The organism is Nocardioides sp. BGA-UO-ETr-FS32, assembly GCF_059567905.1.
Genome location: NZ_JCAQOX010000017.1, coordinates 149,870 through 167,103 on the forward strand (window position 1 = coordinate 149,870; position 17,234 = coordinate 167,103).

Sequence of the window (17,234 nt, forward strand, 5' to 3'; positions counted from 1 at the left end):
GGAAGCCGGTCAGCTGTCGGTGCGGTAGCGCTCGACGCTGGACGTCACGACCTCGTCGGCGACGTCGCGGAGCTTGATGTTGCTGGTCGACGAGACCCGCACGAGGAACTGGAACGCCGCGTCCGCCTCGATGCGGTAGCGCTCCATCAGGATCCCGACGGCCTGACCGATGACCTTGCGGTTGTGCAGCGCCTGGTTGAGCTGGTCCTCCTCCTGCGCGTGCCCCAGGATGATCGCCGCGTGTGCGGCGAAGAGCCGAGCCGTCTCCGCCGAGCAGTCGTCCACGTCGTCGCGCTCGGTCGAGTAGAGGTTGAGGCCCGCGATGTGCTTCTTCTTGGTGAACAGCCGGACAGCCACCTGGCTGCGCACTCCGCGAGCGACAGCGGCGGGGACGTAGCGCGGCCACCGCTGGTCGTGCGCGAGGTGCTTGACCACCACGACGGGCTCGGCCTCGATCGCCTGCACGCACGGTCCCTCGCCCAGCTCGTACTGGACGCCGTCGAGCTCCCAGGCGAGCTGGTCGGTCCCGGCACTGGTCTCGAACGTGCCTGCGCCGTTCCGGACGGAGATGCTCACGTGGGCGAACTCGGGAAGGGACGTACGGGTCGCGTGCACGATCGCGTCGAGGGTCTCGGCGAACGTGCCGCAGTCGTTGATCGACTCACTGGCACGGGCGAGCTCCTTCGCCAGCGCCAAGGTGGAGGTCGTGTCCATCGAGTCACCTTCCCTCCACCGCGAGCCTACTCCGTCTGCCGCGTTCCGGCGACGCCGTCCGGGGAGGACAGGCGTAGAGTCGACAGGGTCCGTAGCGGACGTCGGAAGGGGGAGATGAGCGTGCACGATCTTCCCCTTGCCGAGCGTGGGCGACTGCTCTCCGAGCTCGCCGCGACGCTGGCGACCCTGCCCACCGACCGGGCCCAGACCTGGCGGCTGGGCGAGGCCATGCGCCTGATGCTGCGAGCCGACGGGGTGGCCATCACCTTGGAGTACCTGTCCGACAACCGGGTCACCCTGTGCGCCAGCGACGAGGTCGCCGCCGCGCTGGAGGGCCTCCAGGAGGTCCTCGGACAGGGCCCCGGCTTCGAGGCGGCGAGGACCGACAGGGTGGTCGTGGCCGACCTGGACGGGGCGGCCGACCAGCGGTGGCCGATGCTCGCGCAGACCCTCGAGTCGAGGTACGGCCCGCTCCGGGTGTACGCAGTCCCCGTGCACGCCAACGGCGGCCTGGGCGGGGTGGCGACGCTCCACACCGGCCGCCAGCAGTCCCTGGCCGAGCCGGATGACCGCGTGGCGTTCCTGGTCAACGCGGTCGGCGCCGCCCTGGTGACCGAGGCCGCCGAGCACCCGGAGGGACACCTGCAGTCCGGCGAGGGGTGGAGCTCTCGCAGCCTGGTCCACCAGGCCACCGGCATGGTCATGGCCCAGGTCGGCGTCGCGGCGGACGACGCCCTGGCGCTGCTGCGTGGGCACGCCTATGCGCTGGCGACCGACATCGACGACGTGGCCCGGCGCGTCGTCCGCCGGAGCATCAACTTCTCGAACTTCGACGTGGAGGGAGACTGACGTCATGAGACCGACCACCAGCGGCGCCGCGTTCGCGGCGGCCAGCGCGGCGATGATCCAGGGGGTCGACGGTGCGAGCACCGTGCACGTGCTGCTGGCCGACTGTCTCGGCTTGCTCGGCGCCGACTCGGCGGGCGTGCTGGTGCGGGTGGACCGCGGGCTCGAGCTGATGGCGGCGACGTCCCACAAGGTCACCGAGCTCGAGCTCTACCAGGTCCAGATCCACGACGGCCCGTGCGTCGAGACGATCGAGAGGGGCAAGAGCGTCGCGGTGACCGGCGAGTCCGAGCTCTCGGACCGGTGGCCCGACTTCGGCCGCGTGATGGCCGCCGCGGGGTTCACGACCGTGCTCGCCTCCCCCATGCGCTGGCACGAGCGCGTGCTCGGCGGGCTCAACCTGTTTTGGCGCACCTCGAAGGTCCTGAGCCAGGACGATCAGGACCTCGCCCAGGCCTTCGCCGACATCTCCACCGTCGCGCTCATGCAGTCGCCGACGGCCGACGACCCCGACGCGGTCGCGCACAGCCTGCGGGTCGCCCTGCAGGGCCGGGTCGTGATCGAGCGGGCCAAGGGCGTGCTGGCCCAGACCGAACACCTCGCGATGGACGAGGCGTTCGCCCGCTTGGTCCAGGTCAGCGACGAGGCCGCGCGACCCCTGTCGCAGGTGGCGCAGGATGTCCTCGACGAGGTCGTCGCGGCGCGCCGCCGCGACCAGGCATGACCTCTGGCACCACGGGTACGGGAGATGACCGATCCACCCAGCGATGGAGGAGTCATGCCTAGCAAGTCCGCCAACGTGAACAACGAGAAGCAGTACGAGGCGCTCAAGGACAAGGGGATGTCCAAGGAGCGCGCGGCCAAGATCGCCAACACCCCCGACGCCTCGAAGAAGGGCGGCAAGGCCAGCGGGAGCGGCAAGAAGAACAGCGACAGCAGCCAGGGCGGGACCACCGCCCAGAAGAAGGAGTCCGGCCGCAAGGGCGGCAAGGCCACGGCGAAGAAGGACTGAAGGCTAGGCCGGCGTCGATCCGCGCTCGTGCAGCGCGCGGATGCGCTCGTCGTACGGCGCGACGGGGCCGTGGACGCGTACGCCGGGCGCGACCTGGGTGACCGGCAGCGCCGCGACGGGCGCGGCGGGCAGCCCCCACTCCGTACGCCACTTCACCAGCTGGGCGGACGAGGCGGCGTAGACGATCGGGCCGAGGCCGACCCACGCGTGCGCGGCGGCGCACATCGGGCAGTGCTCTCCGGAGGTGTAGACGACGCACGACGCCCGCTCCTCCGGGGCGACGTGGGCGGCGGCCCACTGGGCGAGCTCGATCTCCGGGTGCGCCGTCGGGTCCGCGCGCGAGATCTCCTCGTTGTGCCCTGTGCCGAGGACCGTCCCGCCCGCGTCGACCAGCACCGAGCCGAAGGCGGAGTTGCCCGCCTCGAGCGCCTGCTCGGCCAGGCGCAGGCAGAGCTCGAGGTGCTCGTGGAAGCCGGGGAGGCCGGAGAGGTCGGTCAGCTCGTGCGACATGGCGCCAATCTCTCCGATCCGGAGGGGTGGGGCAAGGCAATTGCGCGCACCCCTTCGGGCGGTCTGCCCCGAGAGGACCCGTGCCTACTGTCGAGTCATGACCACAGTGAGCCGCACGTTCGACGTCCGCCCCGAGCCCGCCGTCGTGGTGGACTACCTGAAGGACTTCAGCCACGCCGAGGAGTGGGACCCGGGCACCGAGTCGTGCACGCGGATCGACCCCGGTCCGGTGCAGGTGGGTTCCACCTGGCACAACGTCTCGAAGATCGCGGGCGTGAGCACCGAGCTGACCTACACCCTCCAGCAGCTGACCGACGACACGATCGTCCTCGTCGGGAGCAACGACACCGCCCGGTCCGTCGACACGATCACCGTCGTCCCCAACCCGGACGGCACCGGCAGCCGCGTCACCTACGAGGCCGTCATCGAGCTCAAGGGCGCCGCGAAGGTCGCCGACCCGATCATGAAGATCGTCTTCGAGAAGATCGGCAGCGACACCGAGGACGACATGACGACCGTCCTCGACCGCCTGGCCTGACCGACCTACCCGATCCGACCGAAATCATTCGGATCCTCGGGGTGTGTCGTCGCCGGGCCCCGGCGTTGCAGCGTGGAGTCCTCCATCACCGGATGAAAGGACACCCCCATGGACATCGGTGACAGCTTCCAGAGGACGACGGACGGGATCTTCGACTTCCTGCCCAACCTCGTCGGATTCCTCCTCATCCTCCTCGTCGGCTACCTCGTCTCGAAGGTGGTCGCCAAGATCGTGAAGACGGTCCTCGACAAGGTCCACCTCGACAGGCGCCTTCACGAGAGCTCGGCCAACAGGTACGTCGACGCCGTCCTGCCCGGGGCCTCCCCGGCCAACGGCATCGCGCGCGTCGTGTTCTGGCTGATCTTCATCTTCTTCATCACCGCGGCGATCGGTGCCCTCGGCATCCCGGCCGCGACGAGCTTCATGAACGAGGTGCTCGCCTACCTGCCCAACGTGATCGTGGCGATCCTCATCTTCATCGTCGCCGCGCTGGTCTCGGGTGCGGTCGCCGGCGCCGTCGTGCGCTTCATGGGTGACACCCCGACCGGCAAGGTCGTCGGTGCGGTCGCTCCCGCGGTCATCATGACCATCGCCTTCTTCATGATCCTCGAGCAGCTCCAGATCGCTCCCGAGATCGTGCGGATCGCCTTCACCGCGATCATGTTCGCCCTGGCCCTCGGCCTCGCCCTCGCGTTCGGCCTCGGCGGTCGCGAGCTCGCCGCCGACCTGCTCCGCCAGGCCAAGGACAAGGGTGGCAAGGCGGCCGACCAGGCCAAGCACGACGCCCGGGTGGGCGCCGACCGTGCCCGCGACGAGATGAGCAGCCACACCGGCAGCAGCCACACCGGCAGCTCGCTCGGCGGCAGCAGCACGTCCGGCACCGCCACGACCACGAACTACCCCACGAGCGTGGACCCGGAGGCGACCCAGCACATGACGCCCCCTGCCCCGCCCAACCGCTGACCCCTCAGCCAGAGGCGTACGCAGACGGCCCCCACCGGAGCACCGGTGGGGGCCGTCGCACGCGTGGTCGGCGGGGGGCTGCTGGTGGCCGACAACGGCGCGCTGACCGCGGTGGTGCCGAGCCAGCCGGTCGGTCAGTGCCTAGCGGCGCGAGCAGGCCGCGCAGAGGCCGAACAGCTCGACCACGTGCGTGACCTCGGTGAAGCCGTGCGTCTCGGCCGCCTGGACGGCCCACTTCTCGACCGCGGGGCCGTCGACCTCGACGGTCACTCCGCAGCTGCGGCAGACCAGGTGGTGGTGGTGCTGCGGGCCGCACTGGCGGTAGAGCACCTCGCCGTCGTCGGAGCGCAGCACGTCGAGCTCGCCTGCCTCGGTCATCGCCTGGAGGGTGCGGTAGACGGTGGCCAGACCGACCCTGTCACCGCTGGCCCGGAGGTCGTCGTACATCTGCTGGGCGCTGACGAACGCCTCCTGCCGCGACAGCTGGTCGCGCAGCAGGCGGCGCTGGCGGGTGTCCCTGCGGCCGGGTCCGGCGGGTGCGGTGCCGGAGGTGCGCGCTGTCATGGCGGTCATGCTACTGGGGTGGTGCCGACCACGACCCGCCCCCGAAATGCCGAGGAGGCCGCACCGTGAACGGTGCGGCCTCCCCGTAGTACGGGGGCTGTACGTCAGCCGTTGAGGCTCTGCTTGAGGGCAGAGGCCGGCTTGAACCCGGCGCTGCGCGACGCGGCGATCTCCATCGCCTCGCCGGTCTGCGGGTTGCGGCCCGAGCGCGCGGCGCGCTCGCGGACCTCGAAGGTGCCGAAGCCGGGCAGCGTCACCTTGTCGCCGTTGGCGAGGGCGGACGAGATGGCCTCGACCACGGCGTCCACCGCGGACTCGGCACCGGACTTGGACAGGTCGGCGCCCTGGGCGACGGCGTCGACGAGCTCACGCTTGTTCATCTGATTCTTCTCCTTGATGCTGCAGACATTGGGAATGATTCTCATCATAGTCGGAGAGGTGCGGCTCTCCACCGCCCCACACTGTCAGAGCGCGCGGACATCCGCGTGCGCAGGTCACCTCTCAGGGCGGTCTCGCCGTCACCCGAGGTCGCGGTCCAGGTGTGCGTCAGCCGGTCTGGGCAGCCGCGTCGGGCGCGTCGACGTAGAGCCGCTTGAGCATGACGTGCGGTGACGGCGAGTGGCCGCGGGTGGGGGTGAGGTTGTCCCCCGCCGCCTCGACCAGCAGGCCCGCGATGTCGCGGACCTTGCGGTTGGAGTCGGCACTGAAGGCACGCAGCACCGCCCACGCGGTGTCGGGGTCGACGCTGTAGAGCTGCACCAGCACTCCCTTGGCCTGCTCGATCACCGCCCGGTGCTCGACGAAGTCCTCGACGGCGCCGTCGAGCTCGCGGGCGACGGCCTCCTGCCGGACGTCGGTGATGTCGATCAGGTGGCCGACGATGACCAGCCGCTCGTCGATGTGCTCCACGTGCCCGGCCGCGACGACGACGCGGTCGCAGCCGGCGGCGGTGGTGATGCGGTGGACGAAGGAGAACGGCTCGCCGCGCTCGAGCGCCGCCTTGCGCGACTCCTCCGCCGCCGTACGGTCGTCGGGGTGGACGTGGCTCATCACCAGCGACGTGCTGGGCACGACCTCTCGGGGCTCGAAGCCGTGGATGCGGTACATGCCGTCCGACCACCACCACTCGTCCGCGTCGGGGCGGTGGGAGAAGTGCCCGACGAGAGCGGCGTGCGGCGCCCTGATCGCGCCGCCCGGGGGACGAGTCGTCATGACGGGATTTTGCCCGCTCAGGGGCCGCGGCGACAAGCCGAGGTGCCACCCGGACTGCGTCGTGCGACAGGTCTTTACCCGGGCGCGGGCTTCACCGCCAGCACCGGGCACGTCGCGTCCAGCAGGATGCGCTGCGCCGTGCTGCCGAAGACGAGCTTGCCGACCGGCGTACGGGCGCGGAGGCCCAGGACCACCAGACGCGCGTCGCGACGCTGGGCCACCTGCACGACGGCGTCGCTGGGGTCCCCGAGGTCGCCCCGTGACACCTCGATCCGGCCGGTGGCCTCGGGCCAGCGCCGCTCGAGGTCGGCGACCTCCGGCGGGGCCTCGCCGCGCACGGCCGGCACGAGGACCACGGCCTCCTGCTCCCGGGCGGACTCGGCGACGGCGGCAGCCACGGCTGCGTGCCCGGGCGGGGTGTCGGCGTAGGCGACGACGACGGTCATCGGTGGTCCTTCCTGGAGGTGGGGTCGAGGTGGGGGGCGGGGCCCGGCCGGCCGGTCACTGGAGGAACCCCAGCGGGAGGTCGACCGGCAACAGCGTGGGCAGCGACAGCAGAACCACGCCGAGCACGAGGGTGTAGACGATCGCCGTGCGCGGACGCACCCGGGAGGCGTACAGCAGGAACGCCGGGGTGAAGACCAGCGTCGCCGCGAGGTAGCCGCCGACCATGGCGAGCCCCAGGAACACCGCCATGGCGACAAAGGCGCGGGCAGCGATCCTGAGGTCCTGCGCGCGGGCGAGGGCGTGCTGGTCGGCGACCGGCTCGACCCGCGTGGCGACCATCGTGGACCCGCCGGTCCCGAGCGGCTCGTCGGGGACCTCCGCGACGGGCCGGGTGGGACGCGAGCGGCGGAGCCTGAGCTCCTGCCAGACGAGCACCAGCGCGGCGACCAGGCCGCAGGTGGCCACCAGTCGCGGCATCAGGCGCGCCTCCTCGGAGAAGGAGCCGCTGACCCACAGGGCCCCGGCGAAGACCAGCACCGCGATGACGGCGAGACCGGCGGACCAGGCGGTGCCGGCCAGCGAGCCCTCGAGCTCGTCGGCGTCGGCCTCTGGACCATCGTGCTCGTCGCGGTGACCGTCGTCGGCCTGGCCGGAGGTGCCGCGGAGCTTCTTCAGCAGCGACCAGAGAACCGGGACGACCAGCACGGCGGCGAACACCAGGACGCCGGGCCGCAGCATCCACGACGCACCGTCGTAGAGGTTGGCGGTCAGGTAGTAGTAGCGCTCCATCGGGATGGCCAGGACGAAGCCGATGAGGAAGGGCGCCCGCGGCGTGCCGGTCGTCTTGAGGAAGAACCCGACGACGCCGAGCAGGACCATCACCCACAGGTCGCCGATCTGGCCGCCCTCCTGGAAGGCGCCGAGCAGCATGATCACCAGCAGGCCGGGGCCGAGCACCGCGAACGGCACGCGGGTGAGCTTGGCGAGCGTGCCGGTGGCGAGGAAGCAGAGGAACGCGCCGGCCACCGAGGCGATCGCGAAGGCCCAGACGATGAGGTACATCAGGTCGAGGTGCTCGGTGACGATCGCGGGACCCGGCTGGATGCCGTACGTCAGCAGCATCCCGAGCAGCATCGCGGACGGCACGCCGCCGGGGATGCCGAAGAGGAAGGTCGGGATGAGGTCGCCGGCCTCGACGGAGTTGTTGGCGCTCTCGGGGCCGACGATGCCGCGGGGGTCGCCCTTGCCGAACTTGCGCTTGTCCTTGGCGGTCGCCACCGCCTGTCCGTACGCCAGCCAGGTGCCGGCGGTCGCGCCGACGCCGGGCAGGACGCCGGCCCAGATGCCGATGAGCGAGCCGCGGACGACCTGGGTCCAGTGCGTGAGCCACTCGCGGATGCCTGCTCCCCAGCCGCCGGTGAGCTCGACCGGCGTCTCGGTGACCTTGCGCTGCCCGACGCGGCTGGCGATCTCGGCGAGGCCGAAGATGCCGAGCGCGACCGCGACCAGGGAGACCCCGTCGCTGAGGAAGAGCGAGCCGAAGGAGAAGCGCTCCTCCGCCGTCGTGGGCGAGGTGCCGACCAGCCCGAGCAGCAGGCCGAGGAAGCCGGCCATGAGGCCCTTGACCACGTTGCCGCGCGAGAGGACCGCGGCGAGGGAGACGCCGAGGATGGTGAGCATGAAGAGCTCGGGGCTGCCGAAGGACAGCACCAGGGGGCGTGCGAGCGGGATCGCCAGGGTGAGGCCGACCGCGCCGATCAGCCCGCCGGCCATGGACGAGAGGAACGCCAGCGAGAGGGCCCGTTTTGCCTGCCCCTGCCTCGCCATCGAGTAGCCGTCGAGCATCGTGACGCTCGCCGACGCCGAGCCGGGTGCGCCCAGCAGGACCGCGGCGACCGTGTCGGAGGTGTGGACGACGGCCAGTGCGCCGATGAGCATGGCGAGGGCCGCTTCGGGCTCCATGCCGAAGGTGACGGGCAGGAGGATCGCCACGGCGCCGGTGCCGCCGAGGCCCGGGATCAGTCCGATGACCAGGCCGGCGACGACGCCGATGGCGAGCATGAGCAGGAGGGAGGGGTCGGCCAGGGAGGCCAGTGCCGAGAAGGCTGCGTCGGTCATGGTGGCGTCCTCAGTCGATCGTGATGTCGTGGTCGGTCTCGAGCAGCTCGAGGACGTCCTCGCGGACGGAGTCGTCCACGCGGTAGGCGTCCCCGATGCGCTCGGCGAGGTCGGGCGAGGCGTCGAGCGGGTAGCCGCCGAGCACCTCCGCGGCCGCCTCCTGGAACTCCGGGTCCGCCCCCATGTCCTCAGCGGTCGAGCGGAGCAGCTCGAGCGCCTCGTCGGGGGTGTCCTCGGGCACCCAGAGCGCCTTCTGGTACGTGTAGGTCAGCGCGAGGATCGCGCGGTAGGTGTTTAGCTCGTCCGCGTCGGGCTGCTCGCCGTGGATCTCCTCGTGGACCTCGACCACGGTGGGGAGGTCGGGGAAGTTGGGGTCGCGGACGATCTCGCCGGCCTCGTCGACCTGGCCGAGGGAGAACAGCGGCACCGCGGTGCCGTCCTCCACGAGCGGCTCGACGGCGGGTCCGTACGACGAGGTGGTCTGGTAGTCGATGTCGACCTCGCCGCGCTGGAGCGCCAGGTTGACCGGGCCCCGGCCCTCGAAGCCGAAGGTGGACTCGACGTCGGCGCCCAGCAGGTCGAAGGCGAGCAGCGTCGTCAGGTCGAGGCTGGTCGCGGCGATGCCACCGAACACCAGCGGACGGTCGCGGTCGACGAGGTCCTGGACGCCCTTCACACCGGCGGCCGAGCGGGCGTAGACGACCGCGCCGGTGCCGTTGGCCAAGATCGGCCGGAGGTCGGCGAAGTCGTAGCGGACCGCCGGCATGTCGAGCAGGTAGGGCACGACGGTCGACGCGGTGCTGACCAGCACCTCGGTGCCGTCGGTGCGCGCGGAGGTCATGAAGTGGTTGGTGCCGAGGATGCCCTCGCCGCCGTCGTCGTTGACCGGCGCGAGGCCGGGCGAGCCGGGGACCTTCTGGGTGAGCTCGGTCGCGACGAACCGGGCCCACGTGTCGGTCCCGCCGCCCTCGGCGAGCGGGATCATCATCTCCACGGTCTCGCCGGCGTAGTCGCCGTCCGTGGTGGACGCAGCGGGGTTGAGCAGGTCGCCACCGAGGACGGAGACGCCCACGGCGAGCGCGGTGAAGCCCGCCACCACCGCGGCCGCGAGCCGCGGACTGGGTGGGGTCCGGTCCTCCCCCGGCTGCGGGTCGTGCGTGGGCACGGCGGTCACGTCCTTCACATCGACGTGCTGGGTCATGAGTTCCTCCAGGTGAAGCGAGCCTCGTGCGGGCCCGCCATGTCAAGTGGTCGGTCGAACGGTGGGGTGGTCACGCTGAAGCCGATGGCTGGAGCGGCGGGTCGGGCAGCAGCACCGAGCCGCTGGCCAGTCGTCGATAGGTCCGTACGACGCCCACGACCGGGACGCCGTCGTGGTCCTCGACGAACGTGCTGACGCACCCCGCCGGGGTGGCGAGACGGAGCCCGAGGACGGGGCCGTCGACGGCACCCTCGGGCGCGACGAGGTCGTGGACGATCGTGCCGGCGGCTGCCGCGGCGAGGGTGAGGGCGACGGACCCGGTGACCGGGACGGCGGGGTGGAAGCGGCCCATCGACAGCATCCGGACGGTCAGGTCGGTCTCGGGGGCGTCGTCGGAGACGGCGACGGAGACGAGGGCCAGCTTGGGCACGGCCCGCGCGACCGCCCCGGGGGTCTCGGCCAGGCCCATGCGGACGCCGGCCTCGCGACGTATGGCGTCGAGCCGGGCCAGCAGGCCCGGCGTGGCGTCGAGCGCCGAGATGTCCTCGTCTCCGCGCACGCCGACGTCGGTGGCGCGGACCGCGACCACCGGGGCGCCGGCGTCGACCAGGGTCACCGTCACGCCGCCCACCGCGTCGGACAGCCGGTCGCGCTCCCGGCCGGTCGGGAACAGGCGGCCGGTGCTGCGCCCGGCCGGGTCGACGAACCCCATCCGTACGGGGGCGCCGGGGAAGGGGACGCCGGGGATGTGCTCGGTCGCGGCCTCGTCGAGGCGACCGTCCGGCGTCGGCACGCGCTGCACGATCAGCTGGCGCGTGTTGGTGTTGAGCACCCGGACCGAGGTCTCGGCGGCGCCGGTGTCGACCCAGCCCTCACGGATCGCGAACGACGCCACCACGGCCGAGCAGTTGCCGCAGTTGCTGCCCCAGTCGACCTTGGCCTCCTCGATGCCGACCTGGGCGAACGTGTACTCCACGTCCACCTCCGGGTCGGTCGAGGGCGCGAGGATCACCGCCTTGCTCGTCGTCGAGGTGCCACCGCCCACGCCGTCCACCTGGCGGTGGTCGGGGCTGCCGTAGAGGCGCAGGAGGACCTCGTCGACCGACAGGTCGGGGATCGTCAGGTCGTCGCGGCGGAAGACCCAGCACTTGCTGGTACCTCCCCGCATCCACGTCGCGTCGATCTCGCGCATCGGGCCTCCTGGGGTGAGCGTCCGGGCCGTCCGGACAACCACAGGTTGCGCTCCCGTGACCTGTAGCACAATCACGGATCTACACAGGTCCATGAAGCATCGCTACACACTCTCCGCCGCCGGTCGCACCTGGGCACCCACTGCGCACCTTCAACCGCGGGTGGACCGATCTTCATAGCCGTGAAGCAGTTCTTCAGGCAGACTGGTGCGGTGCTCGACGTCAAACGCCTCCAGGTGCTGCTCGCGATCGTCGAGGAGGGCTCGGTCACCGGAGCCGCCGCCGCGCTGGGCTACACACCGTCCGCCGTCTCCCAGCAGCTGCTGCGCCTCGAGCGCGAGGCCGGGCAGCCCCTGCTCGACCGGCACGCCCGCGGCATGCGGCCCACCGACGCCGGGCTCGTGCTCGCCACCCACGCGCGCAAGGTGGTGCGCCAGCTGGCCGCCGCCGAGGCCGACCTGCAGGACATCGCCGGCGTGCGCCGCGGCAGCGTCACCCTCGGCACCTTCCCCACCGTGGGCAGCTCGTTCCTGCCACTGGCCGTGCGCCGCTACCGCGAGCTCTACCCCAACATCGCGCTCACCATCAGCAGCGGTCGCGAGGACCACCTGGTGCGGATGCTCGAGGAGGGGGCGGTGGCGATGTCGTTCCTCTGGGACTACGAGTGGGACCGCGTCCACAACGACGAGCTCGTGCTGACCGAGCTCTTCACCGACCCGACGGTGCTGCTCGTCGGCGCCTCGCACCGCCTCGCCAGGCGCCGCACCGTCGACATCGCCGCGCTCGCCGACCAGCCCTGGATCATCCGTGCCGGGGGCCATCCGGTCGTCGAGGTGCTCGAGCGCAGCGCGGTCGCCGCAGGGTTCTCCCCCACGATCGCGTTCCAGGCCAACGACTACCAGGAGGCCCAGGCGATGGTCAGCGTCGGCCTCGGCATCGCGCTCGCCCCGCGTACGGCGACCGTCAACCAGCACCCCGACGTCCGCGTCATCTCGCTGGGCTCCAGCGCGCCGTCACGCAGGGTGCTCGTCGCGCACCGGGCCGGACGGGTGCGCGGCGCGGCCGAGCTCGCGCTGCACGACGTGCTGGTGGAGACCGCCTCGGGCTACACCGGGCGCTGAACCCTCAGCGCGTCGAGCCGAACCGCCACTCGAGGCGGGAGACGTACGCCTCCCCGGGCCGCAGCACCGCGGACGGCCACTCCGGCCGGTTGGGCGAGTCGGGGAAGAGCTGCGGCTCGAGCGCGACCCCGTCGCCCTGGCGGTAGCGGCCGCCGCTGGTGGAGCGGCGGGTGCCGTCGAGGAAGTTGCCGGTGTAGACCTGCAGGCCCGGCTGGTCGGTCCACACCTCCGCGCTCGTGCGCGTGGCTTGCGAGGTGAGCACCGCGGCGCGGCGCAGCCCGGTGCCGCGCACGACGTAGTTGTGGTCGATGCCCCTGGCGTCGGCGACCTGCGGGTGCTCGGTGCGCACCGCAGGTCCGATCGGCGTCGGCACGCGGAGGTCGAACGGCGTGCCGGCGACGGGCGCGTGCCCGCCGACCGGGATCCCGGTCGCGTCGACCGGCGTGAACTCGTCGGCCTCGACGAGCAGCTCGTGGCCGTCGATCGTGCCGGAGCCCTCGCCGCCGAGGTTGAGGTAGGCGTGGTTGGTCAGGTTGACGACGGTGGGCGCGTCGGTCGTCGCCTCCATCGTGACGCGCACCGCGTCGCCGTCGACGACGTAGCGGACGGTGGCCGTCACCGCGCCGGGGAAGCCCTGGTCGCCGTCCGGGCTGACCAGCGCCAGCACGACCTCGTCGGCGTCGTGGGTGACGACGTCCCAGAGGCGTACGTCGAACCCGTCCGGGCCGCCGTGCAGGCTGTTGCCACGGTCGTGGGTGCCCACCTGGACGTCGCGGCCGTCGAGGGTGAAGCGCCCGGCATCGATGCGGTTGGCGTAGCGGCCGATCGTCCCGCCGACGTAGTCGCCGCTCGCCAGCCGCTCCTCCACATCGGGGTGGCCGAGCACGACGTTGCGCCGCTCGCCGTCCCCGCACGCGACGACCAGCCGGTGGACCGTCGCGCCGAGGGTGAGCACCTCGACCACCGGGCCGGGCTCGGCGCCGATCGTCAGCAGGCGCACGTCGCGCCCCTCGGGCAGCTGGCCGAACACACGGTCTCGGGTCACAGGACCATCCTCAGGCATCGGGCGTTGCGGGCGGCGGGTGGATCCGACCGGCCGGGGTTGATCCTCACACCATCCCCGGCCGGCCAGCCTGTGTCAGCGCAGCCGCAGCCGCGCCGAGTCCTTCGAGCCGGCGAGCGTCTCCGAGCGACGCGTCACCACGCGGACGACGTAGGCGCCGGGCCGCTTCGGTGCGACCGTCCAGCGCGCGCGTCCGGCGTCGGAGAGGTCGAGCCAGGTCGACCGCAGCACCCGCTGGTTGCGGACCAGCACGGCGCGCACGCGCTCGGGCGCCTGCCCGGCCGGGTCCGTGACGACCCGTACGCGCGCCGCCAACCGCGTGCCGCCCGCCGTGCGCTCGACCCGCACCCGGGTGCTGGACCCGGCCCGGACCACCCGCAGCGGCACGGTCGCCGTCGACGCGGCGTGGCCGGAGCTGCCGTCGTACCTCACCTGCAGGTCGTGGCTGCCCACGCCCAGCACGGTGGTGTCGACGGGCAGTCGTACGCGTCCGTCCACGAGCTCACCGGTGCCGACGAGCCGGTCGCCGCTGACGACGCGGACGGTGCCCGCAGGCACCCCGCTCGCACCGGCGACCCGCACCACGACAGGGACCTCCGCACCGAAGCGCGAGACCTCGCGGACGGCGGCGGCCACGGAGGTCACCACCTGCTCGCCGCCGACTGCCGGGAGCGACAGGGTGTTGGCGGGCTCGACGTTGCCGGCACGGTCGACCGCGCGGTACTCCACGGTCCGGGCCGCACCGACCGCGACCGGGCCGTCGTACGCCGTCCAGGCACCCGACCCGACGCGGGTCTCGACCCGCAGCAGGCCGGAGGTGGCGTCGGCGGCGCGCACGGTCACGCGGCGCCCGGCGTCGTACGTCGCGCGGCTGACCGGGTCGGTCGCGTCGACCCGCACCTCGAGCGACTCCGTCGCCGACTGGTTGCCGGTGACGTCGACCGCGCGGGCCCGGACCGTGTGGGTGCCGTCGCCGGTGACCGCGGCCGAGGCCGTGGCACCCGTCGTGGTCGCCCACGGCGAGCCGTCGACGGACGTCGAGACGCTCTCGACCCCGGACGCGTCGGTCGCCGTGGCGGTCACGGGCACCGGGTCGGTGACCCACCAGCCGGCCGTCCCGCTCGGCGTGCCGGCGGACAGGGCGACGACCGGGTCGGCGGCGTCGGTGACGGTGACCGTCGCGACCGGCTGGTCGGCCGACCCGCGCACGACCGTGCCGGTCACGGTGAACGTGACGGGCTCGGCGTACGCCGCGGGGTCGACGTCGTCCCACCGCACCTCGACCTGCTCGGTCGACCCGTCGCCCAGCTCGGCCGCGACCGTGGCGGGCAGCGCGGGCGCGGTGCCCTCGCGCGTCGTCACCGTCGCGTCGGCGACCGACTCGATGAGGAGGTCGGGCTGGTAGGCCGCGCGCATCGTGTCGAGCTCGGCCTGGGTCACCGGGATCACCGTGCCGTGCCGCGGGCTGCTCGGCAGGTCGGCGGTCGGCACGGACTGCCAGTCGCCGCTGTCGATGTCGTCGGTGCGGAACGCGAGGTAGCCGCGACCGCCGTGGTAGCTCGGCTGGTCGATGAACATGTACCACCGGTCCTCGACCTCGTTGTCGGGGAAGACCGTCGGGCCCTCGCCCTGGGTGTAGGTGCCGCCCCACGGGTTGGGCTGGCCGACGCCGACCTGGTCGCGCACCAGCTGCCAACCCGGCGTCGACGTCGTCGTCGGGAGCGAGCCGCTGACGGTGGCCCGCAGGTCGGTCGAACGCTCCTGGCGCGGGGTCATCACGGCCTCGTCCTTGACGAACCGGTGGAAGGTGTCGCCGTCGCGGACGATCGTGGCGTCGATCATCCCGCGGCCGGTGCCGCGCTTGACGTCGATCCACGGCTGCGGCTCGCTGAAGGTCACGAAGTCGCGGGTCGTGGCATAGACCATCCGCTGGTAGGACGTGTTGATGTCACGGTTCGTCGCGTCGGCGCTCGGGTAGAACGCGGACGCCCAGTAGACGACGTACTCGCCCGCCTCCGCGTCCCAGAACGCCTCGGGCGCCCACGTGTTGCCGGCGAGGTCGGAGGAGACCTTGACGTGGCGCTGGTCGGACCAGTTCACGAGGTCGGTGGACTCCCAGACCTCGAGGTACTTCGAGCCCGTCTCCTGCGCCTCACCGAAGTCGACGGCCGGGTAGGCCTTGAGGTCGGTGGCCAGCAGGAAGAAGCGGTCGCCCTCGGCGGAGCGGATGATGAACGGGTCGCGCAGGCCCTTCGTGCCGAGCTGCGACTCCAGCACCGGCCGGCCGTCGTTGAGCACGTCGTAGTCGAGCGGGTCGTTGCCGCGGCTCGCGCCGAGGAAGATCTTCTCGCCGTCGTCGGTGCTCTCACCGGCGAAGTAGGCGAAGGCGTACGCCTCGTAGTCCGCGGGCGCGGGCAGCGGGCGTACGCGGACGGTGATCGAGCGGGTCGCGGTGGCGTCGCCGAGCGTGCCGGTCACGGTGAGGACCACGTCGACCGGGTCGCCGCCGTGGGCGGGGCGGCTGACCTCGCCGGTGGCCGTGACGACTGCGGGGTAGTTGCTGGCCCAGTCGAACGTCGTGCCGTGCAGGCCGGCGGCGGGCAGGGTCAGGTTGCCGCGCACGTCGTCGGGGTGGACGAGCTCGACGGCGTCGATCGCGGCCTGCGCCTTGCCGGCGTCGTCCTGCTCCTCGGCGAGCACGGTCACGGCGAAGGGGCCGGCGGTGCGGGACACGTCGCCGCGGGTGACGGTCGCTGTCAGCGTCGCCTCGCCGTCGGGGGCGCCGTACGCCGGGCGGTGCACCGTGCCGTCGGCCTCCACCACGGCCGCGTCGCTCGTGGCCCAGGTGATCGTGGTGCCGCGGGTGCCGGTGGCCGGGAGGGCCAGGTCGGACGTGACGGCGGTGTCACCGAGGTCGAGGGCGGCGGCGTCCGCCTCGGCCGCGGCGGTGTTGGTGTCCGCGGCGCTGGCCGAGGCTTCCTCGCCGGTCAGGGCGCGGGAGTAGACGCGGAAGTCGCGCAGCCGACCCTTGAAGGACAGGTCGCCGCCATAGGCGGAGCGGCCCAGCACGTTGCGGGTGGTGGTGCCGTCCGGCTCCCCGAGCAGCCCGGGGTTGGTGGTGAGGTTGGCGTTGGACGCGACCAGGACGCCGTCCTCGTAGACCCGGGCCGCCCCCGGGGCGGCGGGCGTGCCGCCGTCGATGCTGAAGGTGATGTGGCGCCACTGCCCGGTCGGGACCCGGCCGGGCCGCGACGCGCTCTGCTCGGTGGCGAAGCCGCCCTCCGCGATCGTCGAGCGCAGCCGGTTGGAGCTGTCGTTGGTGGTGAAGAGGTAGCCCGTGCCGTCGGGGTAGGTCGCTGCGTTGCCGAGGTTGTACATGAACCAGTTGCCGCTGGTCAGGCTCGGGTCGACCCACACGTCGAAGTCGACGGTGACGTCCTCGAGGCCGGACAGCAGGTTGTCCGGGAGGGTGATCGCGTTGCCCGAGCTGTTGGCGCCGCCGCTGAAGGTGAAGCCGTCGCCGCCGTTCCACGTGGCCGCGCCGGCCACGGTGCCGTTGCGACCGTTGCCCGACGAGTCGGCGGCGACGGTGCCGGACGTCTCGTCGAGCTTCCACCAGCCGACCAGCCCGGTCTCGAGGTCCGCGGCGGCTCCGGAGGCCGGGCCGACCCCGGCGACGACGCCGCCCATCGAGGCGGCCAGCGCGAGAGCGCCGGCGATCCACTTGCTGGCCAT

At 72.4% G+C, this 17,234-nt stretch carries 17 protein-coding genes; 6 read left to right on the forward strand and 11 right to left on the reverse strand.

Going from position 1 to position 17,234, the window contains the following annotated elements:
- Positions 1-9 precede the first annotated feature (9 nt).
- Positions 10-714, reverse strand: coding sequence for a GAF and ANTAR domain-containing protein (locus AC57BS_RS20950; RefSeq protein WP_496413384.1), 705 nt, complete (start codon positions 712-714; stop codon positions 10-12).
- A gap of 114 nt (positions 715-828) precedes the next feature.
- Here AC57BS_RS20950 and AC57BS_RS20955 point away from each other — a divergent pair, with 114 nt between their 5' ends.
- The 3 genes from AC57BS_RS20955 to AC57BS_RS20965 are packed head-to-tail and all read left to right on the forward strand — an operon-like array spanning position 829 to position 2,572.
- A complete protein-coding gene (locus tag AC57BS_RS20955) occupies positions 829-1,563 on the forward strand; it encodes an ANTAR domain-containing protein (RefSeq protein ID WP_496413385.1) in 735 nt (244 codons plus the stop codon).
- A 4-nt stretch (positions 1,564-1,567) separates the two neighbouring features.
- Positions 1,568-2,284, forward strand: coding sequence for a GAF and ANTAR domain-containing protein (locus AC57BS_RS20960; protein WP_496413386.1), 717 nt, complete (start codon positions 1,568-1,570; stop codon positions 2,282-2,284).
- 54 nt (positions 2,285-2,338) lie between these two features.
- Positions 2,339-2,572, forward strand: coding sequence for a DUF7218 family protein (locus tag AC57BS_RS20965; RefSeq protein WP_496413387.1), 234 nt, complete (start codon positions 2,339-2,341; stop codon positions 2,570-2,572).
- Between the two features lie 3 nt (positions 2,573-2,575).
- Here the strand turns inward: AC57BS_RS20965 and AC57BS_RS20970 are convergent, their stop codons facing one another.
- Positions 2,576-3,082: a nucleoside deaminase gene (locus AC57BS_RS20970; protein WP_496413388.1), complete on the reverse strand. Its 507-nt coding sequence runs from the start codon at positions 3,080-3,082 to the stop codon at positions 2,576-2,578.
- Between the two features lie 97 nt (positions 3,083-3,179).
- Between AC57BS_RS20970 and AC57BS_RS20975 the strand changes: the two genes are divergently transcribed.
- Positions 3,180-3,620 carry an SRPBCC family protein gene (locus AC57BS_RS20975; RefSeq protein ID WP_496413389.1) on the forward strand — a complete coding sequence of 147 codons (441 nt, stop codon included), beginning with the start codon at positions 3,180-3,182 and terminating at the stop codon, positions 3,618-3,620.
- A gap of 108 nt (positions 3,621-3,728) precedes the next feature.
- Complete coding sequence (locus AC57BS_RS20980) at positions 3,729-4,583, forward strand: mechanosensitive ion channel family protein (protein WP_496413390.1); 855 nt, start codon at positions 3,729-3,731, stop codon at positions 4,581-4,583.
- A 141-nt stretch (positions 4,584-4,724) separates the two neighbouring features.
- On the opposite strand, the gene AC57BS_RS20985 is transcribed toward AC57BS_RS20980, so the two are convergent.
- From AC57BS_RS20985 to AC57BS_RS21015, 7 genes are all read right to left on the reverse strand, one after another.
- Positions 4,725-5,147 (reverse strand): Fur family transcriptional regulator, encoded by a 423-nt coding sequence (locus AC57BS_RS20985; RefSeq protein ID WP_496413391.1) that lies wholly within the window; start codon positions 5,145-5,147, stop codon positions 4,725-4,727.
- A 104-nt stretch (positions 5,148-5,251) separates the two neighbouring features.
- On the reverse strand, positions 5,252-5,575 hold the full coding sequence (locus AC57BS_RS20990) for an HU family DNA-binding protein (protein ID WP_496413392.1): 324 nt from the start codon (positions 5,573-5,575) through the stop codon (positions 5,252-5,254).
- A 118-nt stretch (positions 5,576-5,693) separates the two neighbouring features.
- Positions 5,694-6,359, reverse strand: coding sequence for a PAS and ANTAR domain-containing protein (locus AC57BS_RS20995; RefSeq protein WP_496413393.1), 666 nt, complete (start codon positions 6,357-6,359; stop codon positions 5,694-5,696).
- Between the two features lie 74 nt (positions 6,360-6,433).
- Positions 6,434-6,805 (reverse strand): universal stress protein, encoded by a 372-nt coding sequence (locus AC57BS_RS21000; RefSeq protein ID WP_496413394.1) that lies wholly within the window; start codon positions 6,803-6,805, stop codon positions 6,434-6,436.
- A 55-nt stretch (positions 6,806-6,860) separates the two neighbouring features.
- Positions 6,861-8,924, reverse strand: coding sequence for a tripartite tricarboxylate transporter permease (locus tag AC57BS_RS21005; RefSeq protein ID WP_496413395.1), 2,064 nt, complete (start codon positions 8,922-8,924; stop codon positions 6,861-6,863).
- 10 nt (positions 8,925-8,934) lie between these two features.
- Complete coding sequence (locus AC57BS_RS21010) at positions 8,935-10,125, reverse strand: Bug family tripartite tricarboxylate transporter substrate binding protein (RefSeq protein WP_496413396.1); 1,191 nt, start codon at positions 10,123-10,125, stop codon at positions 8,935-8,937.
- Between the two features lie 70 nt (positions 10,126-10,195).
- Positions 10,196-11,317 (reverse strand): PrpF domain-containing protein, encoded by a 1,122-nt coding sequence (locus AC57BS_RS21015; RefSeq protein ID WP_496413397.1) that lies wholly within the window; start codon positions 11,315-11,317, stop codon positions 10,196-10,198.
- 180 nt (positions 11,318-11,497) lie between these two features.
- On the opposite strand from AC57BS_RS21015, the gene AC57BS_RS21020 reads away from it, so the two are divergent.
- Complete coding sequence (locus AC57BS_RS21020) at positions 11,498-12,436, forward strand: LysR family transcriptional regulator (RefSeq protein ID WP_496413398.1); 939 nt, start codon at positions 11,498-11,500, stop codon at positions 12,434-12,436.
- Between the two features lie 4 nt (positions 12,437-12,440).
- Here AC57BS_RS21020 and AC57BS_RS21025 read toward each other — a convergent pair whose 3' ends face one another.
- A complete protein-coding gene (locus AC57BS_RS21025; protein ID WP_496413399.1) occupies positions 12,441-13,481 on the reverse strand; it encodes an aldose epimerase family protein in 1,041 nt (346 codons plus the stop codon).
- A 93-nt stretch (positions 13,482-13,574) separates the two neighbouring features.
- Entirely contained in the window at positions 13,575-17,234 is a 3,660-nt protein-coding gene (locus AC57BS_RS21030; protein WP_496413400.1) for an immunoglobulin-like domain-containing protein, read from the reverse strand.